The 23,530-nt window shown below is 65.1% G+C and carries 18 protein-coding genes and 1 CRISPR repeat array; of the genes, 4 read left to right on the forward strand and 14 right to left on the reverse strand.

Annotated elements, in window-relative coordinates:
* Positions 1–93 precede the first annotated feature (93 nt).
* A CRISPR array of direct repeats spans positions 94–476; the repeat unit is 37 nt; unit sequence GCCCAGACACCTCTCCCGCCAGTAAGCGGATTGAGAC.
* A gap of 31 nt (positions 477–507) precedes the next feature.
* The 3 genes from FBT96_RS04105 to FBT96_RS04115 form a co-directional block, all read right to left on the reverse strand.
* Positions 508–3,549, reverse strand: coding sequence for a type I restriction endonuclease subunit R (locus FBT96_RS04105; protein ID WP_212635354.1), 3,042 nt, complete (start codon positions 3,547–3,549; stop codon positions 508–510).
* A gap of 21 nt (positions 3,550–3,570) precedes the next feature.
* Positions 3,571–4,722 carry a DUF4268 domain-containing protein gene (locus FBT96_RS04110; RefSeq protein ID WP_136905076.1) on the reverse strand — a complete coding sequence of 384 codons (1,152 nt, stop codon included), beginning with the start codon at positions 4,720–4,722 and terminating at the stop codon, positions 3,571–3,573.
* Between the two features lie 305 nt (positions 4,723–5,027).
* Positions 5,028–5,785, reverse strand: a protein-coding gene (locus tag FBT96_RS04115; RefSeq protein WP_136905077.1) for an IS5 family transposase whose coding sequence is annotated in 2 segments (ribosomal slippage) — positions 5,028–5,461 and positions 5,461–5,785 — 759 coding nt in all. Because the reading frame shifts where the segments join, the coding sequence is not laid out codon by codon here.
* Between the two features lie 71 nt (positions 5,786–5,856).
* Between FBT96_RS04115 and FBT96_RS04120 the strand changes: the two genes are divergently transcribed.
* The gene (locus FBT96_RS04120; RefSeq protein ID WP_136905078.1) at positions 5,857–7,431 is read left to right on the forward strand and encodes an AAA family ATPase; all 1,575 of its coding nucleotides are present in this window, start codon (positions 5,857–5,859) and stop codon (positions 7,429–7,431) included.
* 176 nt (positions 7,432–7,607) lie between these two features.
* Here the strand turns inward: FBT96_RS04120 and FBT96_RS04125 are convergent, their stop codons facing one another.
* The 4 genes from FBT96_RS04125 to hisI all read right to left on the reverse strand — a co-directional run bounded on the left by FBT96_RS04125 (position 7,608) and on the right by hisI (position 11,222).
* The gene (locus FBT96_RS04125) at positions 7,608–9,440 is read right to left on the reverse strand and encodes a PHA/PHB synthase family protein (protein ID WP_212635355.1); all 1,833 of its coding nucleotides are present in this window, start codon (positions 9,438–9,440) and stop codon (positions 7,608–7,610) included.
* Positions 9,441–9,593: 153 nt separating this feature from the next.
* A complete protein-coding gene (locus FBT96_RS04130; protein ID WP_136905079.1) occupies positions 9,594–10,181 on the reverse strand; it encodes a zeta toxin family protein in 588 nt (195 codons plus the stop codon).
* Entirely contained in the window at positions 10,178–10,534 is a 357-nt protein-coding gene (locus tag FBT96_RS04135; RefSeq protein WP_136905080.1) for a TA system antitoxin ParD family protein, read from the reverse strand. The genes FBT96_RS04130 and FBT96_RS04135 overlap by 4 nt, the downstream gene beginning before the upstream one ends.
* A 325-nt stretch (positions 10,535–10,859) precedes the next feature.
* On the reverse strand, positions 10,860–11,222 hold the full coding sequence (gene hisI / locus FBT96_RS04140; RefSeq protein ID WP_136905081.1) for a phosphoribosyl-AMP cyclohydrolase: 363 nt from the start codon (positions 11,220–11,222) through the stop codon (positions 10,860–10,862).
* A 57-nt stretch (positions 11,223–11,279) separates the two neighbouring features.
* On the opposite strand from hisI, the gene FBT96_RS04145 reads away from it, so the two are divergent.
* Both FBT96_RS04145 and FBT96_RS04150 read left to right on the forward strand, forming a co-directional pair.
* Positions 11,280–11,708: an iron-sulfur cluster assembly scaffold protein gene (locus FBT96_RS04145; RefSeq protein WP_136905082.1), complete on the forward strand. Its 429-nt coding sequence runs from the start codon at positions 11,280–11,282 to the stop codon at positions 11,706–11,708.
* A gap of 66 nt (positions 11,709–11,774) precedes the next feature.
* Positions 11,775–13,184: a methyl-accepting chemotaxis protein gene (locus tag FBT96_RS04150; protein ID WP_136905083.1), complete on the forward strand. Its 1,410-nt coding sequence runs from the start codon at positions 11,775–11,777 to the stop codon at positions 13,182–13,184.
* Between the two features lie 113 nt (positions 13,185–13,297).
* Here the strand turns inward: FBT96_RS04150 and FBT96_RS21410 are convergent, their stop codons facing one another.
* The 5 genes from FBT96_RS21410 to sciP form a co-directional block, all read right to left on the reverse strand.
* On the reverse strand, positions 13,298–13,420 hold the full coding sequence (locus FBT96_RS21410) for a hypothetical protein (protein ID WP_262985710.1): 123 nt from the start codon (positions 13,418–13,420) through the stop codon (positions 13,298–13,300).
* Positions 13,421–13,491: 71 nt separating this feature from the next.
* Complete coding sequence (gene recG / locus FBT96_RS04155) at positions 13,492–15,585, reverse strand: ATP-dependent DNA helicase RecG (RefSeq protein ID WP_136905084.1); 2,094 nt, start codon at positions 15,583–15,585, stop codon at positions 13,492–13,494.
* Positions 15,582–17,702, reverse strand: a complete 2,121-nt coding sequence (ligA, locus tag FBT96_RS04160; RefSeq protein ID WP_394347658.1) for an NAD-dependent DNA ligase LigA — start codon at positions 17,700–17,702, stop codon at positions 15,582–15,584. The genes recG and ligA overlap by 4 nt, the downstream gene beginning before the upstream one ends.
* A gap of 66 nt (positions 17,703–17,768) precedes the next feature.
* Entirely contained in the window at positions 17,769–18,482 is a 714-nt protein-coding gene (ctrA, locus tag FBT96_RS04165; RefSeq protein WP_013067387.1) for a response regulator transcription factor CtrA, read from the reverse strand.
* A gap of 95 nt (positions 18,483–18,577) precedes the next feature.
* The gene (gene sciP / locus FBT96_RS04170) at positions 18,578–18,856 is read right to left on the reverse strand and encodes a CtrA inhibitor SciP (protein ID WP_013067386.1); all 279 of its coding nucleotides are present in this window, start codon (positions 18,854–18,856) and stop codon (positions 18,578–18,580) included.
* 126 nt (positions 18,857–18,982) lie between these two features.
* On the opposite strand from sciP, the gene mnmA reads away from it, so the two are divergent.
* Positions 18,983–20,122, forward strand: coding sequence for a tRNA 2-thiouridine(34) synthase MnmA (mnmA, locus tag FBT96_RS04175; RefSeq protein ID WP_136905086.1), 1,140 nt, complete (start codon positions 18,983–18,985; stop codon positions 20,120–20,122).
* Here mnmA and FBT96_RS04180 read toward each other — a convergent pair.
* Positions 20,112–22,358, reverse strand: a complete 2,247-nt coding sequence (locus tag FBT96_RS04180) for a hybrid sensor histidine kinase/response regulator (protein WP_136905087.1) — start codon at positions 22,356–22,358, stop codon at positions 20,112–20,114. The two genes, mnmA and FBT96_RS04180, sit on opposite strands and share 11 nt — an antisense overlap.
* Entirely contained in the window at positions 22,355–23,524 is a 1,170-nt protein-coding gene (locus FBT96_RS04185; protein WP_136905146.1) for an FIST N-terminal domain-containing protein, read from the reverse strand. The genes FBT96_RS04180 and FBT96_RS04185 overlap by 4 nt, the downstream gene beginning before the upstream one ends.
* Positions 23,525–23,530 lie beyond the last annotated feature (6 nt).

Here is a 23,530-nt window from a genome sequence, read left to right on the forward strand (position 1 = left end):
GGGGCCTTCGGCGGCCTTTCGAGGGACAGGAGCACGGCAAGGTTGGAAAGCGGACCGAAAAGCGCTTTCGGGTCATGGGTTTGCAGAGGGTGAGCCCAGACACCTCTCCCGCCAGTAAGCGGATTGAGACTCGGCGGCCTCCTCTTCCCAGTCGGCCATCATGGGCCCAGACACCTCTCCCGCCAGTAAGCGGATTGAGACACCCATCCAGGGCTTTGGACACGAGCAGCGAGCCCAGACACCTCTCCCGCCAGTAAGCGGATTGAGACGCCCACTCGTAAACGGTGCTAAACGTCGTCACGCCCAGACACCTCTCCCGCCAGTAAGCGGATTGAGACGCATAAGAGACTGATTTTCCGTAAAAATCGTGCCCAGACGCCTCTCCCGCCAGTAAGCGGATTGAGACTGCGGGGCCTCCCGCTGGCGGGCCTCGATTTCGGCCCAGACACCTCTCCCGCCAGGAAGCGGAACCTCCCTTGGGCGGCTTGCTGCGCCGAGGCTGCCGCCCTAACCCAAACTTTTCGCCAGCGCCTCGGCCTGTTTCAACACCGTCCGCACCGCGTCCGAGGCCAGGTCGGGGGGGTAGCCGAAGCGGGCGAGGATCTTTTTCACCTCGACCCGCATCCGGGCACGCACGTTTTCGCGTCGCCACCAGTCGGGCCCGGCGTTCGAGCGCACGATCCGCACCAGTTCCGCCGCGATCACCTGCAGTTTCTCGTTCGACATCACCTCGACCGCACTCTTGTTCTGCGCCAGCGCGTCGTAAAAGGCCCGCTCGTCCACGGTCAGCCCGTCCTCGGGTTCGTCGCGCAAATCCTTGGCGATCTCGATCAGTTCCTGGATCACCTGCACCGCATCGACGGCTCGGTTGTGATAACGCGCGATCGCCTGTTCGAGCCGCGCCCCGAATTCCTCCTGCTTGACCACGTTCGAGCGCGTCCGGGCCGAAATCTCGCCATTCAGCAGCTTCTTGAGTGCCTCAACCGCCAGGTTCTTCTGTTTCATGGTCTGGAGTTCGATCATGAACGCGTCCGACAGGATGCTGATGTCGGGGCGCTCGAAGCCGCAGGCCTCAAGGATGTCGACGACCTCGGTCGAGGCCAGCGCCGTGTTCACCAGTTGCTGGATCGCGAAATCCGAGGCGTCGGCTCGCCGCCCCGTGGCCCCGATGTCGAGCTTTTCAAGCGTCCCGCGCAGGGCCACAAAAAATGCCACCTCGGCCGCGTGGATCGTCGCCTGCGGGCTGCCGGAGGCCAACTTGTAGCCGCGTACCAGCGCCGCCACCGCATCGTGGAATCGGCCAATGCTGGCGCCCTCATCGTTCAGCGATTTCGCCAGCAGATGCTCCATCGCCGTGCCAAGGGTCTTCAGCCGCTCTTTCGGCGTGCCGGTCAGCGCCGGGGCATGATCGAAGCCGAACATCTGTGCCCGCGCCACATCAAGCGCATCGAGAAAGGCCGCGACCGCCTCGGCCTCGTCCACCCCGGTCTGCGCCTGATCCGACTGCGAATAATGCGCCAGCGCCGCCTTCAACTCCGCCGCCAATCCGATGTAATCGACCACCAGCCCGGCGGGCTTGCCCTTGAACACCCGGTTCACCCGGGCAATCGCCTGCATCAGCCCGTGCCCTTTCATCGGCTTGTCGACGTAAAGCGTGTGCATGCAGGGCGCATCGAACCCGGTCAGCCACATGTCGCGCACGATCACGATCTTCAACGGATCGGCAGGATCCTTGGCGCGGTTGCGGATCGCTTCCTGCCGGGCTTTCGAGCGGATATGCGGTTGCATCGACGCGGGATCGCTGGCCGCGCCCGTCATCACCACCTTGACCGCGCCGGTGTCGTCGGTGTCGCCATGCCAGCCGGGCCGGGCGGCGATGATGCGGTCGTAAACCTCGACACAGATCCGGCGGCTCATGCAGACGATCATTGCCTTACCGTCGATCGCCGCAACCCTTGCGTCGAAATGCGCCAGAATGTCGGCCACCACCGCATCGAGCCGCTTTTCGGCCCCCACCAGCGCCTCGATCTGGGACCATTTCCGCGCCATCGCCGAGGCATCCGCCGCCGCCAACCCCTCGGTCGCTTCGCCGAAATCGGCGTCCAGATCGGCCGCTGCCTCTGGGTCAAGCTCGATCTTGGCCACGCGGGCTTCGTAATAGATCGGTACCGTCGCGCCGTCCTGCACCGCCTGTGCGATGTCATAAACGTCGATGTAATCGCCAAAAACACCGCGCGTGTTGGCGCCGACCAACTCGACCGGGGTTCCGGTAAACGCTATATAGACCGCATGCGGCAGCGCCTGCCGCAACTGCCACGCCAGCCCATGGCGCAACTCTCCGGTTGCGGTCACCTTGGCGTCAAAGCCGTATTGCGTGCGGTGCGCCTCGTCGACCATCACGATCACGTTCGAACGTGCGGTGATCTGCCCGAAGCCTTCCCCGGTCTCGGGGCGGAATTTCTGGATCGTGGCAAAGACCACGCCTCCCACCTGACGATCGAGCAGCGCCTTCACATCGGCGATGCTGTCCGCCTGCACCGGCTCCTCGCCCAAGGCATCCTTGCACCGGCCAAAGGTCGCAAACAGCTGATTGTCCAGATCGTTGCGGTCGGTCAGCACCAGAAGCGTCGGGTTCTCCAATGCCCCGTGATGCATCACCCGCCCCGCCAGATAGGTCATCAACAGCGACTTGCCCGAGCCCTGCGTGTGCCAGATCACCCCCGCCTTGCCATCGCCCCCCCGCGCCTCGGCAATCGCCGCCATCGCCTTTTTCACCGCGAAGAACTGCTGATACCCGGCCACCTTCTTGACCGGCCCGCGCCCCTCGTCCTCGAACACCACAAACCAGCGCAGCATCTCCAGAAGCACCGCCCGGTTCAGCAGCCCCCGCCGCAAGACCGGCAGCTCCAGCCCCGATTTCGGCGCCACCTTGGTCACGCCATCCACCGTGCGCCAACTCATGAACCGGTCGAAACTGGCCGAGAGCGACCCATACCGCGCCTTCACCCCGTCCGAGATCACCGAGATCAACGCCGTGCGGAACAGTTCGGGAATGTCGGTCTTGTAGGTCTCGATCTGGTTGAACGCCGCCGAAATATCCTTGCCGCCGGTCCCCTTCAGCTCGATCACCACCAGGGGCAGCCCGTTCAGGAACACCACCACATCGGGGATGCGCGCGGTCTTGCCCACCACGTCGAACTGATTGATCACCCGCCAGTCGTTTTGCGCATCCTCCCAGTCGATGAGCCGCACCACGGCGCCGCGCTCCTCCCCGCCGTGCAGATGTGTGACCTTGACACCCTCGGTCATCAGCCGGTGCAGGCGACGGTTTTCCTGCATCAGATCGGTCGCATAAACCGGATCGAGCACCCGGTTTGCCGCATCGATCAGCGCGCTTTCCGGCAGATCGGGGTTGAGCCGGGCCAATTGCGCCAGCAGCACCGGGGCAAGGATCGTCTGATGGTAACTGCCCCGCAGCGCGGGGGCGGCATCGGGGCTGGCAACTGATCCGTGCAGGGGGGTGAAGCCCTGTCCGGCAAGATCCTCCATCAGCACCGATCAAGGTCGGCCTCAGACAGAAACGCCATCACTCGTCCCCTCACGCAGCTTGAAGGCCTGGTTCAGATCGTTGAGCGGCCCCCGCAACGCCTTTTCCCATTTCTGCATATGCGCCACATGCCAGGCGATGTATTCCGGCCACCGTTCACGGTCATATCCATCGCAGGGATAGCTGAACTGAATGCGCGAGGCCTTTTTCGCATCAAGCCTGAGCCATTCGATCGGGTGCCCGAATGCGGCTTCAATCTGATCCTTGCGTTCCATCAGCTTGTCGAACAGCCATTTGTTCTCGGCTGTTTCGAAACGGCTGAAGCTCAGCTCGACCCGCAACTCCCGTTTCAGGAAAATCAGACCATATCCGCAAGACGCGATCCCGGAACCTGCTGTCAACCAGTGAGCATCCGAGGTGCTGATGTTCTGATAAAGACCGACATTTGCCTTGCGCAACGCCTCAAGCGCCATCGTCCAGTATTCCTGCCGCAGCTTCTCTGTCTTGCGCTGCGCCACCTGCGCCGATTTCTCCTCGGTTTCCTTCTCGGCCATCGAGATCATGAAATCGGCCGCCTCGGGCGTGGGGATCACCGGCTGGATGTCGATGAACAACTCCTCGCCATAGGGATAGGGCACCACCTTGAGACAGCGCGCGTCGATCCCGTGTTCGCGCAGCCAAAGCACGGTTGCCGTCACCTCCTTGCGGAAATGCGCGGCGATGAACACCATCCGCTGCCGATGCCCCGGGTTCAGCACCGCCTCGTCCAGCGTCTCGAGGCCCAGAAACTCGCAGATCCGTTGCGCCGCGTCGCCCCCGCCCTCGTATCGGTCAAGGTAGCTCTGATAGATGTCGAGGATCTGCGCCTTGGTCAGGCTCGACACATAGGCGGCGTATTTCAGCGCCTGCCAGACCACGTCGCGCCCCGAGTCATCGAGCTTGTTCTCGATCACCACCAGCTGCCCCTCGGCATCAAGCGCCAGCAGATCGAGCCGTTCGCGGGTATCGGCGAACCCGTCGAATTCCTTCTGGATCACCAGAAGCGGCTCATCGAGCGCATCGGGTTGATGGGCCAGCCATTCCTGCAGATGATCCCGCTCGCGCAGGCCATATTCCGAGAAACGGGCGCGCGGCAGGCGTGAAATGCGGTTCGTCGATCGGTCAACGCGGAACATCAGACCCCCTGAAACCAGAGATGTCAATCTCAGCGACGCCAGCCAATTCATGGCGATCGAGATACTTGTTCATAAGATCATTGTTGCCAAAGAAATTGGTCCAGTCATCATCAATCGGGTCGGAAGGTCCCTCAATGTCGGAGGCAAAAGGAGCATCATCATCTCCTCCACTGACGCTATCATCATCAGGTTTCGACGCGAGAGTGACCGGGGCCGCCCCCGACGCAGCGCCGGCACCTTGAATTAGGATGTTGTCAATTTCACAGGTGCCCGATCCGCCGATTAGGGTCCAGACTCATTGAGTTTCACAGCCAGAACAAGACGGTTGCGGCGAGCATGATCGCAGAGAAGAAGGTTTCCGGGCACCTGTCATATCGCGTGGCGACGCGCCGCCAATCCTTCAGGCGGCCGAACATGATCTCGATGCGGTTGCGGCGCTTGTAGCGCCGCTTGTCGTATTTCACGGCTTTCTTGCGAGACTTCCGGCCTGGGATGCAAACCTTTATCCCCTTGTCTTTCAACGCTTCTCTGAACCAATCGGCGTCATAGCCCCGATCGGCGAGCAGCCAGCCTGCTTTCGGAAGGTCGCCCAGCAGCGCCGCCGCGCCAGTGTAATCGCTCACCTGCCCGGCCGACATGAAGAACCCGATCGGCCGCCCCTTCGCATCCGCGACAGCGTGCAACTTGGTGTTCATGCCACCCTTGGTGCGCCCGATCTGGCGTCCGCGCCCCCCTTTTTGACCCGCAGGCTCGATGCCGTGCGGTGCGCCTTCAGATACGTCGCGTCGATCATGATCGTCTTGTGCTCGGCGGTCTCGGCGGCCAGGCCCACCATGATCCGGGCGAAGACCCCATTGTCGCTCCAGCGCTTCCAACGGTTGTAAAGGGTCTTTGCCGGGCCGTAGTCCTTTGGTGCGTCGCACCACCGCAACCCATTGCGATTGATGAAGATTATGCCGCTGAGGACGCGACGATCATCGACGCGGGGCTTGCCATGGCTCTTGGGGAAAAACGGTTTGAGACGCTCCATCTGCGCCTCCGTCAGCCAGTAAAGATTGCTCATCGATCAGGTCTCCTTGCGGAGCCTGAATCACGCCAAAACCGCGAAATCAATGGGTCTGGAGCCTAGCCGAGGTGACCGTGCTGAACATGGCGCTGACGAAACCGTCGCCTGAAACTTTGCTGACGGTGCTTCACCATACCCATCCCGAGACTTTCGACGCCGACGCGCTCCGCAGCCTGCTGCCCAAGCCCGAAACGCTCGGGCGGCTTTCGGCTCAGGGCATTGGCACGGCATTCCGTGCCGAGCACGCCAAGGATGTCGTCCTGCGCCTTGCCGAAATGGGAAACCGCATCGACGGGGACGCGGCGACCACGCTCGATGACATCCATGGCCAGACCGAGGCGGTGGCGCGGCTGCGGCGGATGGCCGGAGATCTCGATATGTGGCGTGCGGGAAAGCTCGCCTGGTCTCAGGTTACGGCATCGGCTCTGTTTTACGGCCCTCCCGGAACCGGCAAGACGCTGGCAGCCGCGGCTTTGGCGGGCACGGCGGGCATTCCGCTGATCACGACTTCCTATGCAGAGTGTCAACGGCATGGCCACCAAGGCGATATGCTCGCCGCGCTGCACAACAAAGTAACTGAGGCGATCCGTCTTGCCCCGAGCGTTCTATTCGTCGACGAAATCGACTCGTTTTCACGTCGCGGTGGCAACGACCACAATGATCGCTACCTGCGCGGGGTCGTCAACGGGCTGTTGACCGAACTGACCAGACTTGCCGAAACGCCCGGCGTGATCGTTCTCGCTGCCACCAACCACCCCGACGATGTCGATCCGGCCGTCATCCGTAGCGGGCGGCTCGATGCCAAAATCGCGATGAAACTGCCCGACCTGCGCGGAATTTCGACGCAACTCGAGGATGGGTTGACCAAGTTGCAACCGCCCGCGAACATCAGCGAGAGAGAGCGTTCCATGTTATCAAGGCGCCTTCTGGGCTCTTCGGGCGCCGATATCGCCGCCCTGTTGCGCGCCGCGGCCAGTGCGGCTCGAGAGACGGGCGGACCCGTCATGATCGAGCAGCTACACGCCGCAGCAGACAATCTGGCGCCGCGTCTCGACCCGGGTCTCGACCATCGAATGGCAGTTCATGAGGCGGGACACGTGCTGGCGGGCTACCTGCTGCGGCGCCCGATGCCGATCTCGGTGCGCTTGACATCGCAGGGCGGCGCCGTGATCAGCCCCAAGCGGCAGTTTCACACGATCGACACCGCATCTGCGGAACTCACGTTTTTGTTGAGCGGGCGGATGGCGGAGATCCTCGTTTTCGGCGACGTATCGAGTGGCGCGGGCGAAGGCCCGCAAAGTGATCTTGCCCAGGCAACCCGCCTTGCCATGCAACTTGAGCGGCAATGGCATCTGTCTGACGATGGTCTGACCTGGTTTGACATTGATGCGTCCGCGCTACTGTTGGCAGATCCGCGCCTGCAGGGCCGAATGGAATCGCGCCTTCGGGCGGCAGAAACCGAGGCGATGCAGCTTCTGTCGCAAAATTTCAAGTATATTCATCGCCTTGCGAGGGTTCTGCTGCGCGAGAGGGAACTTGATGCCAACTGGATCCGTCGCATTCTGGCCGGAATCGACCACGAAGAACGACCCGAGGTCGGAGCGGAAATCATTCCGTTCCCGCTGCTGCCCAAGGAGGATTGATTGGCGCGACGAATTATCATGGGTCACAACACGTGCTCGGCCTCCGACCGCCACTGTATGCAAGCCGCCTCGGTCAGCGGGGGCCGTTTGGGACGTCGATCACTCCACAAGCGGGATCTGACTCGCCTGCGGTTCAACAGGAAACCCGGTCTTTGGCAGGGCGAGGCCTGCCACGTTCACGTCTGGAACACATAAGACCCCGGCGCCGTCTCAAGCGCGGGCAGACCGAATTGGGGGGCCCCAAGCTTCGCGCGTCCCGTCACCACGCCGCTGCTTTGTCCCGAAAGCCAGCCCGCCCATTCCGGCCACCATGAGCCCGATCTTTCGGCACTGGCCTCCAGCCAGTCATCTGGCCCGACATAGAAGGCCGCTTCTGGCCGGTGCGAGACGCGGTAACGGCTGCGCGGATTACCCGGTTCGTTCACGATTCCACTGTTGTGGCCGCCGCTGGACAGGACGAAGGTCACGTCGCAATCGGTGAAAAGCTGCGTCTTGTAGACCGATCGCCAAGGCGCGATGTGGTCTGTCTCGGTCGCCACGACGAACATCGGAGTCGAAATGTCCTTGAGCGCGATCACCCGCCCCTCGACGGCGAAACGCCCCGCGCTCAGACGATTTTCGAGAAACAGTCCCCGCAGATATTCGGAATGCATCCGGGCGGGCATCCGCGTGGTGTCGGCCAGCCACACGCCCATGTCGGTATGCACCTCCTGACGCCCCAGCCAGTAGCGTTGCACCGCCCGCGACCAGATCAGATCCTCGGACCGGATCGCCGAAAAGGTGCCCGCCATCTGCGGCCGGTCAAGATAGCCCTGATCCCACATCATGTCTTCCAGAAAGGCCACCTGGCTTTCGTCGACGAACAGCAGCAGCTCGCCGGCCTCGGCGAAATCAACCTGCGCCGCCATCAGCGTGATCGAGGCCAGCCGGTCATCCCGATCCCGCGCCATGGTGGCCGCCGCAATGGCCAGGATCGTGCCGCCAAGACAGTATCCCACGGCATGAACCTTGCGGTCCGGCACGATGGTGTTGACGGCCGCCAGCGCCGCCATCACGCCCTCCTTGCGATAATCCTCCAGCGACAGCTCCGCCTGCTCGGCCGTGGGATTGCACCACGAGATCGCGAACACCGTGAAGCCCTGTCCGACAAGGTAGTTCACCATCGAATTCCGGGGCGACAGGTCAAGAATGTAGTATTTCATGATCCAGGCCGGAATGATGAGGATCGGCTCGGCCTGAACCTCGGCGGTCCGGGGCACATACTGAATCAGTTCGAACAGCGCGTTGCGAAACACCACCCGACCCGGCGTGCAGGCCAGATCCTCGCCGACCCTGTAGCCCTCCGGGGCGGGATCGCGGGACTGGGTCAGGGTTTTGATCGCGTCATGCACGAAGTTGACGGCCCCCTCGGCCAGATTGCGCCCCTGAGACTGGACGGTGGCCTCGAGGATCTCGGGGTTCAGGGCCGGAAAGTTCGAGGGCGACATCACATCGAGCATCTGGCGGGCCATGAAACGGGTGCGGTCGGCATCCTCGGGCCGCAGGCCGCGCAGACGGTCGGTCGCAAAATCCCACCAATCCTGTGCGGCCAGAAAGGACTGCTGCCAGATACTGAAGGGCGGCTTCTGCCAGCCGGGGTGGCGAAAGCGGTGATCGAAGGGCTTGGGAGCGAAGGGCGGCGTCTCCTCGCCCTGCGTGCCTGAAAAATGCGACATCAGCGCAAGCGCGTTGCGCTGCGCGCGTTCGATCAGTTCGAGCTGGCGGCCCGGGGCCTGGCTCATGTGCTGCGCCCAATCTGTCCAGGCTTCAATGAAGGAATGGGCAGAAATGCCCGCGCTCATCCGGGCCCTGGCGGCGCGCGCAGCCCGGTCAAGGTTCTGGTGGGGATGCTCCATGGCGAAGTCCGACTGATCGGACGCGCGCGTGACGGGGGCGACCGGACCCGTTGGCACGACCGGCGCAGACAGATCCTTGGGCATCGAGGACGGACCACGGGGCGATTTTGTCATCTGCCAACCTCCCGATCAACGACCGCGAAGCACAAACCATGCCGCTGACCGACATGCCCAAGTTTCTCCGAGGCCAGAACGCTCAGGCCATCCTATGCACGCCCGGTGCCCCGCGCCATGATCGAGCGCAAGTCCGCGGAACGAACGCCCCTCTCAGAAAACCAGATCGGCGGCATAGCCGGAGAGAACCCAGTTCGGCAGCAGCGCCTCGGCCCGAGCAAGACGTCCGGCGGCAAACAGCAGAACCAGACGCGGGGGCTGGTTCAGGCGGGAGTTGTCAAAGACCATGCCCCGGTCGGCCTGCAGCACGGCTTCCCGGATCAGCGGTTGGCCGCGCGTGTAGCGGTCACGGATCTTCGCTTCGGGCACATCATGGCCGCCCTCCCTAGTGCGGGCGCGCACGCGGGCAACGGACAGCTCCGGGTCCTCCACCCCAACATGCATGACAATCACCATGTAACCGCGCGCCTGCGCCTCGGTGATGATCGCAAGCTTCGAGGGGTGCGAAAAGACCGTCTCTGTCGCGAAACTGCGGTTGGCCTCCAGCAGTTCTGCCCGGCGCTCGGCCGCGATGTCGGCGGCGCGGTAGGAGGCTTCCATCGACAGGTCTCGCAGCTCGTCGCGCTGGATCAGATCGGCATTGATGAAGGGGCCAGCAAAGCTCGGCGCGACACGGGTCTGATAGAGCGTGGATTTCCCCGCGCCGTTCGGACCGGCAAGCAGGACGAGACTGGGTCTCATTTTGCCCCGTCAGGCCCTGCATGAACAAGATTTCCCGCCGCATCAAGGCCGACACCCCGGCCAAGCTCGCGCCGCTCGGCAAAGAAGGCCTGCTCCGCTGGCGCTGGGGCTGACATCTTTTCCGTGAAGGCATCAAGCCAGGCGATCGCCTCTTCCTCGCGCAGTTCAACCGGATCAAGGCGCCCGTCCAGCGCCGCCGTCACCCGCGCATGATCATAAGCGCCGGACTGCTCGATCGCCTTGCCAAGGCGGAGCCAATGGGTGATCTGGCCCGCCACGGAGCGGCTGTGCAGATCCGCCTCGCGGCGAACGGCGGCCATGACATCATCGGCAAGTTTCACGGATTGCGCCATCGGGTCCTCCCTACGCAAGGAAGGTAGCATTTTGCCACCCGAAAATCAAGGATGGCGACCGGACGGTTGTCCCGGTGCCGCGTGCCAGGCCCTGCCAGACCGGATTTCACGCGCTCGCCGCGCAGAACGGCGGTTTCGCACATTCACCTTGCGTTCCTGCTCTGTCTTGCGAAACAAAAACGCCAGTGCCTTGTTCTTCCGCGCAGTTCGTGAATTTTAGGTTCTGGCGCCTTGGCGTGGGGGTTCGAGTCCCTTCACCCGCACCATCTTGACTTCGAAGGGGTTTACCGGCGGGCAAGAGCCGGACCGCGCCCGAGGCCCGGGGTCACCCCTCCATCGGCGTCAGAATCTCGACTTCTGCGCCGCCGCGCAGCGCGGTGTAGAAACAGGACCGGCGGTTGGTGTGACAGGCCGGACCCGCCTGGGTGACCAGCAGCAACAGACAGTCGCGGTCGCAATCGATCCGCAGCTCGACCAGCTTCTGCACATGGCCCGAGCTTTCGCCCTTCGCCCAGAACGCCTGCCGCGAGCGGCTCCAATAGGTCACCTGCCCCGTCGCCAGCGTCCGCGCCAGGCTCTCGGCATTCATCCAGGCCATCATCAGCACCTCGCCCGTGCCCGCCTCCTGCGCGATCGCCGGGATCAGACCGTTCGCATCGTATTTCAGGCTCTGCGGATCGAAACCCATGCTTTCCTCCCTGCGTGTCCCGGTCTATCTAACCTGCGCAGCCTGCGGGGAAAAGCCATGAGCGATGCCGATCTTTTCAAACTCTATGCCGATCGCGTGCTGGCGCTGGCCGCCGCGATCCCGCACACCGACCCGCTGCCCGATCCGGCGCTGCGCGCGACGAAACGGGCGCCGCTTTGCGGCTCGACCGTCTCGGTCGCGCTGCGGCTGGAGGGCGGGCGCATCGCCGCCTTTTCGCAGAGCGTGCATGCCTGCGCGCTGGGCCAGGCCTCGGCCGCGATTTTCGGCGCCGAAGTGATCGGGCGCTCGCACTCCGAAGTGGCGGCGCTGTGCGAGGCTCTGGCCGCGATGCTCCGGGGTGGCGCGGTGCCCGCCGCGCCCTTCGCGCTCTACGAAGTCCTGACCGCCGCGCGCGACTATCCGAACCGTCATGCCTCGATTCTGCTCGCGCCCGAAGCGACTTTGGCGGCCTTGTCGGCAGTTTGAGAACGGACCTTAACTCTTGTGCAAGGGGCGCATGCGATGGTGGGCTGAAACTCATCCGGACCTTGCATGACCCAGCCCGCTTCCTCCCCGTCCCTTCCGACCAGCTCCGAAGGGCGCATCACCCGCATCGCGACCGACGCGCTCGACCTGGGCCGGGACGTCGCCGAGGTGGCCGGTGCGCTTGAGGCGCTGGAAAAGCTTGCGGATTCGCAGCTTGCGCTGTTGCGCAGCGCGCAAACGGCGGCCGAGACGGTGCAGGACGCGAATGCCCGGGTGCTGGACGGTGCGCAGCGCGTCGGCCAAAGCGCCGATGCCACGCTGGGCATGGTGGAGGAGACGGCGGCGCAGCTGCGCGAAACCTCGGCCCATGCACAGACGATCGCCAGCTGGGTGCGCTCGGCGATCGCGCGGATGGAGGAGCTGAACCAGACATTGACCCGGGTGCAGGCGGAAAACGCCGGCATCAAATCCGTGGCGATGCAGGTCAACATCCTGGCGATCAACGCGAAAATCGAGGCGGCCCGGGCGGGCGACGCGGGCCGCGGCTTTGCCGTCGTGGCCGAGGCGATCAACGAGCTGTCGCGCAAGACCGCCGCCGCCTCTGAGGGGATCGGCAGTGCCGTGGGCGGGCTGACCGGCTCGATCCGCGCCCTGCATGACGAGGCCGGGGCGATTTCGACCGATGCCGATGCGGTGCTGACCGGGGCCTCGGGCACCGATGCGGCGCTTGGGCGGATGCTCGGCGGGCTGACGCAGACCCGCGCGGCGGTGACCGAAATCGCCACCCGCGCCGCCGAGGTGAACAGCGCCAACGCCTCCTTCGGCCCCGCGTTCCGCCGCATGGCCGATGGCATGCAGCAAACCTCGACCGAGGTGCACGCGGCGACGCAAAAGACCCGGACCCTGATCATCGCGGGCGAGACCATCGTGCAGGAAGCGGTCGAGCTGGGCGGCGCGCTGGCCGACAATACCTTCATCGAGGCGGTGAAATCCGCCGCCGAAGAGGTGGGCCAATTGTTCGAGGCGGGCATTTCCGCTGGCCGGATCGGTGTCGGCACGCTGTTCGAGGCGCGTTACAGCCCGATCGCGGGCAGCAATCCGGCGCAGGTGATGGCGCCCTTCACCGGCTTCACCGATGCCGTCCTGCCCGCGGTGCAGGAACGGGTGCTGAGCCTCTCGCCCGAAATCGTGTTTTGCGCCGCCGTCGATCGCAACGGCTATCTGCCGACGCACAATCGGAAATTCTCGCAGCCGCAGGGGTCGGACCCGGTCTGGAACGCTGCGAACTGCCGCAACCGGCGCATTTTCAACGACCGCGTCGGGCTGCGGGCCGGGCAATCGACCGCGCCCTTCCTGCTGCAGATCTACCGGCGCGACATGGGTGGCGGCAATTTCGTGCTGATGAAGGATCTCTCGGCGCCGATCTTCGTTTCGGGGCGGCATTGGGGCGGGCTGCGTCTGGCCTATCGGATGTAAAAAAACGCCGCCATCCGAAGATGGCGGCGCAGGAAGCGCTTTCCGGGCAAAGCCCTTGGGGACAGGCGGCCGTGATGTGACGTCAGGGTCGCGAAAGCGCGTGGCAGTGAAGGTCAGAACAGGCCGGGCAGGTAGAGCACGGCAAGGAAAGTGGCGCAAAGCGACAGCGCCCCGAGCATATCCTGCGCCAATTCGGCGGTCTCACGGGCGAAAAACGGGGTCGGACGGTGCTGCATCTCAGGTCTCCTTCCTGTTGCCATTTTGTTCTCATGTTCCGCCCGATGCGTCAAGAACATTTTAAGAACAGTTAACCGACCTCGATCAGCCGGATCGCCCGATCCTGCTCGGTGAGCCACATCAGCATCCGCGCCGCCTGCCCGCGCGGACTGACGAGCCCCGGGTCCATCGCCAGCAACGTTCGCGCATCGCTTTGTGCCAGCGCCATCAATCCGGCCTGCCGTTCCAGATCGGCGATGCGGAACCGCGGCAGACCCGATTGCGCCGTGCCAATCACATCGCCCGCACCCCGCATCGCAAGGTCTTCTTCCGCAATGCGAAATCCGTCTTCGCTGTCGCGCAGGATCGACAGCCGCCGCTCGCCGCCCTCGCTCAGCGGCGCCTGATACAGCATGAGGCAGGTCGATTTCGCCGCCCCGCGCCCGACCCGGCCGCGCAGCTGATGCAGCTGCGCCAGACCAAAAGTCTCGGCCCGTTCGATCACCATGATCGAAGCGGCAGGCACGTTCACCCCCACCTCGATCACCGTCGTCGCCACCAGAACCCGGGTCTTGCCGGCCACGAAATCCGCCATCGCGGCGTCTTTTTCGGCGGGCGGCAGCTGGCCATGCACCAGCCCGACGGTGCCGTCGCCCAGCACCATGCGCAGATGCGCGAAGCGCTCCTCGGCCGAGGCCAGATCGACGCGCTCGCTTTCCTCGACCAGCGGGCAGACCCAATAGGCCTGCCGCCCCTCGGCCACGGCACGCGCCAGATGCGCCACCACCTCGCCGATCCGCGCGGTCGAGATCAGCGCCGTCGTCACCGGTTGCCGCCCCGGCGGTTTTTCATCCAGCAGGCTCACATCCATGTCGCCATATTGCGCCAGCGCAAGCGAGCGCGGGATCGGCGTCGCCGTCATCACCAGCACATCGGCCATCTCGCCCTTGGCGCCCAGCTCCATCCTTTGCGTCACGCCAAAGCGGTGCTGCTCATCGATGATGACCAGCCGAAGATCCTGAAAAACAACGTCTTTCTGAAAGACCGCATGGGTGCCCAGCAAGATCTGGATCCGCCCCTCAAGCAGGTCCGAAAGCTTGCGCGCCCGCTCCGCCCCCTTGTCACGGCCGGTCAGAACCTCCATCCGGACGCCTGCCGCCGCGGCCAGCGTGCCCAGCCCCTCGAAATGCTGGCGCGCCAGAATTTCGGTCGGCGCCATCAAGACGCCCTGCCCGCCCGCCTCGACCGCGGTGAGCAGCGCAAGGAAGGCGACCAGCGTCTTGCCCGCGCCCACATCGCCCTGCAACAGCCGGTTCATCCGGCTTGGCGTCGCCATGTCGGCAGCGATCTCGCGACTGGCACGCAACTGCGCGCCGGTGGGCTGAAATGGAAGCGATTTCAGCACCTTGCCGGTCAGCGCCCCGGTGCCCTCGGTGATCCGCCCCTTCGGATGCCGGGCCTGACGGCGGGCCAGAGCCAGGGTCATCTGATGCGCGAAAAGCTCGTCATAGGCGAGACGCTGGCGCGCGGGGGCGGTCGGCCCGGTGTCCGCCTGCGCCTCGGGCGCATGCGCCGCGCGCAGTGCCGCGGCCCAGTCGGGCCAGCCTTCGCGGGCCTTTAGCGCGGTGTCGATCCATTCCGGCAGCTCGGGCAAGCGGGTCAGCGCCCCCTCGGCCGCCTTTGCCATGACACGTTGTGTCACCCCGGCCGTCAGCGGATAGACCGGCTCGAAGCGCGGCAGTTTCTCGACCTCGGCCAGCGGCAGGACGTGATCGGGATGTACCATCTGCGCAAAGCCGTCGAACAGCTCAAGCCGCCCCGAGACCAGCCGCCGCCCGCCCTTGGGCAGCAATTTCTCCAGATAATCGCCACGCGCGTGAAAGAAGACGAGGGTGAATTCCCCCCCCGCGCCATCGCGCACCAGCACGCGCGAGGGACCCGCGCGGTTGCGCGCGGCCATGTGGGTCAGCACCTCGACCTCGACCGTCACCGTCAGCGGCGGTGTCACATCGCGGATCGAGCTCACCGGACGGCGATCGATCACGGCCTGCGGCAACGTGAACAGCACATCACGCGGGCGGGTAATACCAAGGTTTTCCAGGGCCTTGGCCGTCTTCGCCCCGATCCCCGGCAGGGTCTCGATCGCGGCGAAAAGCGGAAAGAGCGCGGCAGGCCGCCCGGTCATGTCGCCCCGATGAGGCGGATCCAGGCCTCCTCGTCGATCACCTTGACGCCCAGATCCGCGGCCTTCTTCGCCTTCGACCCGGCACCCGGACCGGCCACCAGAATGTCGGTCTTGGCCGAAACCGAGCCCGCGACCTTGGCGCCCAGCGCCTCGGCCCGCGCTTTCGCCTCGGCCCGGGTCATCCGGTCGAGCGTGCCGGTGAAGACCACGGTCAGACCGGCCACCGGGCTGTCACTTGCGCGCGGCGTGGCGGGCTCGACGCTCAGATGCGTCACGAGCCGGTCGATCGCGTCGCGTTCGGCGCCGGGATGGAAGGCCGCGGTCACCGAGGCGGCCAAAGTCTCGCCCACGCCATCGATGCTGAGCAATTCCTGCCAGTCGGCGCTGTCCGGCAGCGCGGCGCTCATCGCGGCTTCGAACCGCTCCCAGCTCAGATAATGCGTGGCGAGAAGCGCGGCCGAGCTTTCGCCGACATGGCGGATGCCAAGCGCGAAGATCAGCCGGGAAAGCGGGATTTTACGTTTCTCTTCAATCGCCTGAAACAGGTTTTGCGCGGATTTCTCGCCCCAGCCTTCGCGGTTTTTCAGCTGTTGCAGGCCCGCGCCGAAGCGTGCCTGCAGGGTGAAGATCTCGGCCGGTTCGCGGATCCAGCCATCCTTGTAAAAGGCCTCGACCTGCTTTGCGCCCAGCCCCTCGATGTCGAAAGCGGCGCGCGAGACGAAGTGTTTCAGCTTCTCCACCGCCTGCGCCGGGCAGATCAGACCGCCGGTGCAGCGGCGCACAGCATCGCCTTCCTCGCGCAGCGCCTCGGAGCCGCATTCCGGGCAAAGATGAGGGAAAACAAAGGGTTGTGTGGCGGGATCGCGACGCGACAGATCGACATCGGCGACCTTGGGGATCACGTCCCCGGCGCGGTAAACCTGCACCCAGTCGCCCTCGCGGATGTCCTTGCCGTAGCGGATCACCTCGCCCTTCGAGGAGAGCCCGGCGATGTAATCTTCATTGTGCAGCGTCGCATTCGCGACGACGACGCCACCGACGGTGACCGGGGCCAGCCGCGCCACCGGCGACAGCGCCCCGGTGCGGCCGACCTGAATCTCGATCTTTTCCAGCCGGGTCCAGGCGAGTTCGGCGGGGAATTTATGCGCGATCGCCCAGCGGGGCGTGGTCGACCGAAAGCCGAGCCGCGCCTGCAGGGCAAGATCGTTGACCTTGTAGACGACGCCGTCGATGTCGTAGCCAAGCGTCGCCCGCTGCGCCTCGATTGCGCGGTAATGGGCAAGCATCTCGGCGGTATCGGCGCAAAGCCGGGTCAGCGGATTGGTCTGAAACCCGAGATCCTTGAGCCGTTCGATCGCGCCAAATTGCGTATCGGCGAGCGGTTCGGACAGAACACCCCAGGAATAGGCGAAGAATTTCAACGGTCTGGAGGCGGTGATCCGGGCGTCGAGCTGGCGCAGCGAGCCTGCCGCGGCATTGCGCGGATTGGCGAAGCTCTTGTCGCCCCGGTCCGCCTGCCGCGCATTCAACGCCGCGAAATCGGCGTGGCTCATGTAAACCTCGCCGCGGACTTCCAGCACGGCGGGCGCCCCGGTCAGGCGCTGCGGAATATCGGCAATCGTGCGGGCGTTTTCGGTGACATTCTCGCCCAGCTCGCCATCGCCCCGGGTCGCAGCCTGCACCAGAACGCCGTCTTCATAGCGCAAGGACAGCGAGAGCCCGTCGATCTTCGGCTCCGCGGTGCAGGGCAAGGCGACCTCGGGCCCAAGGCCGAGATAGCTGCGCATCCTGACGTCGAAATCCGCCACATCCGCATCCAGAAAGGCGTTTTCCAGGCTGAGCATGCGAATCTCATGCGCGACCTTGGCGAATCCTTCGGCCACGGGGGCGCCAACCTGCGTCGTCGGGCTGTCCGCCTGCGCCAGATCGGGAAACCGCGCCTCGATCGCCGCCAGACGCCGCTTCAGCGCGTCATAGTCGGCATCGGAAATCTCGGGCGTATCAAGGGTGTGGTAAGCATGATTCGCCGCGTCGAGCTGCGCAACAAGTGCGTTCAATTCTGCCTCTGCCTCGGCGCGGGTCAGGCTGTCCAGGTCAGAAAACGGTGCTGCGCTCATCATGTCTTTCCTCCGGCTGTCCCATTTAGGGGCAGCCGCAAGGAGCGTCCAGTGCGAAGCCGCTGCTCAGGCGCCCACGACCATGCGGCGGTCAAGGTCGCCCTGATCAGGGTCCCGCAGCACATAGCCCCGGCCCCAGACGGTCTCGATATAGTTCTCGCCCCCCGTCACTTCGGCCAGCTTCTTGCGCAGCTTGCAGATGAAGACGTCGATGATCTTCAGCTCGGGCTCGTCCATGCCACCGTAAAGATGATTGAGGAACATCTCCTTGGTCAGCGTCGTGCCCTTGCGCAGGCTGAGCAGCTCCAGCATCTGGTATTCCTTGCCGGTCAGATGCACCGGCTTGCCGCCCACTTCCACCGTCTTGGCGTCGAGGTTGACCGAGATCTTGCCGGTGCGGATGATCGACTGCGAATGCCCCTTGGAGCGGCGGATGATCGCATGGATCCGGGCCACCAGCTCTTCACGATGGAAGGGCTTCGTCATGTAATCATCGGCACCAAAGCCGAAGCCCTTGATCTTGTTCTCGGTGTCATCGGCACCGGTCAGGATCAGGATCGGCGTATCGACCCGCGCCAATCGCAGCTGACGCAGCACCTCGAGCCCGTTCATGTCGGGAAGGTTCAGATCGAGCAGGATCAGGTCGTAGTCGTAAAGCTTCGCAAGGTCGATGCCTTCTTCACCGAGGTCGGTGCAGTAGACGTTGAGGTTGGCATGGGTCAGCATCAGCTCGATGCTGCGAGAGGTCGTCGGGTCGTCCTCCACCAACAAAATCCGCATCCTGGGTTCTCCGCATTAATCCCTCGATCACGTTCGACCTTGGCACCAAATGGTTAACACGTAGTTACTGTCGCAGGATTCTGTTTATTTGCAACTTAAAGTTGTCGGTACTTTTGGATCGCCGTCACTTTCAGCCCTGCAATGCCGTGTTTCTTGACCGCTTCGGCCCAGATATCGAATTCTTCCTCCGATAAGCCGTAACGTTCAAGCACTTCCGAACGCCCGATCAGCCCATGCGTCACCGCATGCACGATGATCGCCTTGCGCGACGCCACCCAACGACGCGTTTCTTTCGGCGGCAGATCGGCCCGGGTCAGAATCGTCCCGTCGGGCAGCGTAACTGCGCGCGGACCATCCACTTTTTTCAGATACATGGGCTCACCCCCCTCGTCTTCATGGGGGCAGAATGCGCCGAGGGCCTTAACGCTGGGTTTAGCCAAGGGTTGAGAGTAGATCGCATTTTCCTATATTCGTGCAGGTCTGGTTAAAGGACTGTTGCGATGCCGAAAGATCTCCCCCTGAATTCGCTGGGCCTGCCCAAGGCGCCGGCCGAGACCCGCGTGGTCGTTGCCATGTCGGGCGGCGTCGACAGTTCGGTCGTGGCCGCGATGCTGAAGGAGGAAGGTTACGATGTCATCGGCGTGACGTTGCAGCTTTACGATCACGGCGCGGCACTGGCGAAAAAGGGCGCCTGCTGTGCGGGGCAGGACATCCACGATGCCCGCCGCGTCGCGGAGGCGATGAACTTCCCCCACTATGTCCTTGATTACGAAAACACTTTCCGCGAAGCCGTGATCGAGGAATTCGCCGATGCCTATCTGGCCGGGGCGACGCCCGTGCCCTGCATCCGCTGCAATGAACGGGTGAAGTTCAAGGATCTGCTGGAAACCGCCCGCGATCTCGACGCCGATTGCATGGCGACGGGCCATTACATCCAGCGCAAGCTGGGCGCCCAGGGGCCCGAGCTGCACAGCGCCGCCGATCCGATGCGCGATCAAAGCTATTTCCTGTTTTCGACCACGCCCGAGCAGCTGGCCTTCCTGCGATTCCCGCTGGGCCATCTGCCGTCGAAGGCGGAGACCCGCAAACTCGCCGCCAGATTCGGTCTCGTTGTCGCCGACAAGCCCGACAGCCAGGATATCTGCTTCGTGCCGAACGGAAATTATGCGAGCGTGATCGAGAAGCTGCGCCCCGGTGCCGCCGATCCGGGCGAGATCGTCGATCTTGCGGGGAAGGTGCTGGGCCATCACAAGGGCGTGATCCATTACACCATCGGGCAGCGCCGCGGCCTGGGCATCGGGGGCCTCGGCGATCATCCGCTTTACGTGGTGAAGCTTGATCCCGACGCGCGCCGGGTGATCGTCGGCCCGAAAGAGGCGCTCGCCACGCGGGTGCTGCAGGTGGCCGAGATCAACTGGCTCGGCGATGCCCCCTTCGAGAGCCGCCCGGACTGGGAGGTCTCGGTGCGGATCCGCTCCACCCGGGCGCCGCGTCCGGCGATCTTGCGGCCGCTCTCGGCCACGACGGCCGAGGTCGAGCTGATCGAGCCCGAAGAAGGCGTCAGCCCCGGTCAGGCCTGCGTCTTTTACGAAACCGAAGGCAGCCGGATCTTCGGCGGCGGCTGGATCGTCAAGGCGTAAGGGGCTGCCCGGCCGATCCGGCGCCAAAGAGGAACTCTGACAGCGCCTCGGTCGGGATCGGCTTTTGCAGCATCGCCACGCCCAGCGCCCGGGCCTCGGCGCCCAGCGCCTCGCTGCGGTCGGCGGTGACGATCAGCGCCGACACCGGCCCCAGCCGCGCCCGCAGGGCCGCCAGACAGTCCAGCCCGCTCATCCCCGCGCCGAGCTGATAGTCGATCAGACAGCGGTCGGGCACCAGCCCGGTCGCCGCGACCAGCGCCAGCGCCTCCTCGCCCGAGGGGACGTCAAGCACGCTCACCCCCCATTTCTCCAGCAGCTGCACCATCGCGCGCGAAAGATCCGGGTCGTTCTCGACCAGCAGCACGACCAGCTCTCCGGCTTCGGCATCGCGCATAAGCGGCACCGCCCGCCCCGGTTCGGCGCGCGTGACCGGCCGGGCCGCCTGGGTCAGATCGAGCGAAAAGGTCGCGCCGCACCCGGGCGCCGAGCGCAACGAGAGCGGATGACCCAAAAGCGCCGCCGCCCGTTCGACGATGGCCAGCCCCAGCCCCATCCCCTCGGAAGCCGAGGCATGGGCGTCGATGCGCTGGAATTCGCGAAAGATCAGGTCCTGATGTTCCTCGGCGATGCCCTGCCCCGAATCGCGCACCTCGACCCGCCAGAGCCCGCCGCGTCGGCGTGCCGCCACCAGAACAGACCCCCGCGCGGTGTAGCGGATCGCATTCGAGATCAGATTCTGCAGGATCCGGCGCAGATAGGCACGGTCGGAAAACACCACCGCTTCGGTCGGGCGCACCCGCAGCCGCAACCCCTTGAGCGCCGCCGCCGGGGCGAATTCATCGGCCAGCTGCCGGAACACCGGGCCAAGCGGCACGGCCGCAGGGTCGATCGCCGCCCGCCCCGATTCGAGCCGCGAGATGTCCAGAAGCGCGCCCAGAATCCCCTCGACCGACAGCAGCGCGTTCTGCGCCTTGTCGAGCGTCCGCCGTGCCGGTGCGGTCAGCGCGTCATCGCCAAGGCTGGCCAGATAAAGCTTCGCCGCCGAGAGCGGCTGCAGAAGGTCGTGACTTGCCGCCGCCACGAACCGCGCGCGCGACGCATTCGCCCGCTCGGCGCTGGCCAGCGCATCTTCCAGCTCGCAGGTGCGCTCGGTCACCCGGGCCTCCAGCGTCTCGTTCGCCCGGCTCAGTTCCGCCAGCGTCGAGCGCACCTCGGTGATGTCCTCCAGCGACACCACGAAGCCGCCATCGGGCAATTCCTGCGCGAAGATCTCGTAGACCTGACCGCCGTCGCGGGTGACCTCGATCTGAAAGGTCTCGAGCCTGCGCGCGCGCCGCACCCAATCCGACAATTGCCGCGCCGAATGACCGCCCGGAAAGATGAACTGGCCCCGCACCTGTTCCAAAAGCGCATCGAAATGCATCCCCCGCCACAGCCGGTTGCGCGGCAGGGTCAGGAATTCCGCCAGCCGCTCGTTCCAGACCAGCAGATGCAGCCGCACGTCGAACAGACAGACGCCGATCTTCAGATGTTCCAGCGTCGGGCGCAGCACCGCGGCCTGATCGTCCAGCCGTCGCCCCCGCGCCTCGCGTTCGCGGCGGATGAAATCGGTCACCTCGGTCTGCAGGATCACCGTGCCGCCCTCGCGGGTGCGATGTTCGGACACTTGCACCCAGCGATCCTCGCCCATCTGCTGGGTCAGGATGAAATGGTGCTGCTGATGCCGCATCAGCCGCATCCGCACCCAGTCGTTCCGCGTCATCCCGTCGGGCATGCCCAGATGGCGGGACCCGGCGGCGATCTCGACATAACGGGTGAAGGTCAGCCCCGGCTGCATCTGCGCGCGGATGTCGGGCAACAGCGCGTTGAAGCGCGAATTGCACATCACCAGCACGTCATTCGCATCGAACAGCGCGAATCCCTCCTGCACCGTCTCGATCGCCGAGGCGAGGTTGAGCCGCGCCGCTTCGGTTTCGCGATGCGCCTCGGCCAGCCGCGCGTTCGAGGCATTGAGCAGATCCAGCGCCCGTTCCAGATCGCGGGTGCGGTCGCGGACCTGTTCTTCCAGCATCGCGGCGCGTTCGAACTGCACCCAGGCGGCGCCGCGATCCTTCGGGGTTTCCTCGGCATGGCGGATCAGCGACCCGACGATGGTCAGAAGCTTCTCGGTCTGCCGCTCGGGCGGATCGCGCGGATCGACCAGCGCGCGGGCCGCCTGCAGGTCATCGGGGCTCATCTGCCGACCTCGGGCGGGTAAAAGGCCAGGCCGGTGATGGTCTGGTTCACATGCATCGCCCCCACCTGCTCGCCATAGGTCGACAGCCCCCAGACGCCATGCTGCAGCAACACCTCGGAGATCTCGCGGCCAAGCTGGCGGCCCTCGGCCTCAAGGCGGCGAAAGAAACAGTCGAAGGCCAGGATCACCGAGGGACGCCCGCCCGCGCACAGACCGGCCAGCTCCGCGCGCAGATGCGCCACCATGTCGACCGGCTCGGCCAAGGTCAGCACCAGCCCCTCGTCGATCGCGGCAAAGAAGGTCAGCCCGCCATCGGGTTCGACCTGCTGGATCGAGCGCACATGATGCCGCCCCCCCGCCCGCACCAGAAGCGGATGCGCCGCAAACAGGAACGGCGTCAGCTGTTCGGGCAGCCGCCCCAGCGCGCGGGCATATTCCTGCGCCGCCGGTTCGTCGTTGATCCGCGCCACCAGCCGGCGCGAGGGATCGGCCCGCGTCACCACCATCCGCCGCGCCGTCGGGCGCTGATGCGCAAAGCTGAACGGCCGCAATTCCCAGGCCGAGCGGATCAGCGTCAGCACCGCCGCATTCTCGTGCAGACCGCCGCGGGCAAAGACCGGGGCCGTCCGGAACCGCGCCGCATCCCCCGCCGAGCCGCCGACGACCGGCACCGCGCCCAAGCCACCCGACAGCGCCGCCACCAGCGCATCTTCCTGCCCCGAAAGCCCGTCGATCAGCAGCACCGCCGCTTCATGGGTCCAGTCCGGCGCGCGGCGCCCCAAAGCCTGCCGCGCCCGCAGGGCCTCGGCAATCAGCGTCCGCGGATCCAGCGCATCCAGCCGCTCGATCACCAGCTGCTCGACCTCGAACCCGGCGGCGGGCAGGGCAAAGGCGACGATCTGGCCGCTGTCATAGCCCTTTGCGGTGATCTCGCCCGAGGTGGAGCAGCCGCAGACCCGCGCCGCGCCGAAAACCGCGGGGGCCGCGGCGGCCAGCGCGGCCAGATCGGCCTCGGGGCTGACGAACAGGAAGACCTGCGCGAAAGGCCCGGGGCCCAGCGCCCGCGCCAGACGCGGCAAGGGATCGGGCAGCGCGGCCGAGACCGCCGCACGCACGGGCACGGCAGCGGCAGGCCCCCGCCAAAGACCGCTGTCGGGGTGATCCATCGCAGC

This window comes from Rhodobacter capsulatus, from assembly GCF_005144475.1.
GTDB classification, from domain to species: domain Bacteria; phylum Pseudomonadota; class Alphaproteobacteria; order Rhodobacterales; family Rhodobacteraceae; genus Rhodobacter; species Rhodobacter capsulatus_C.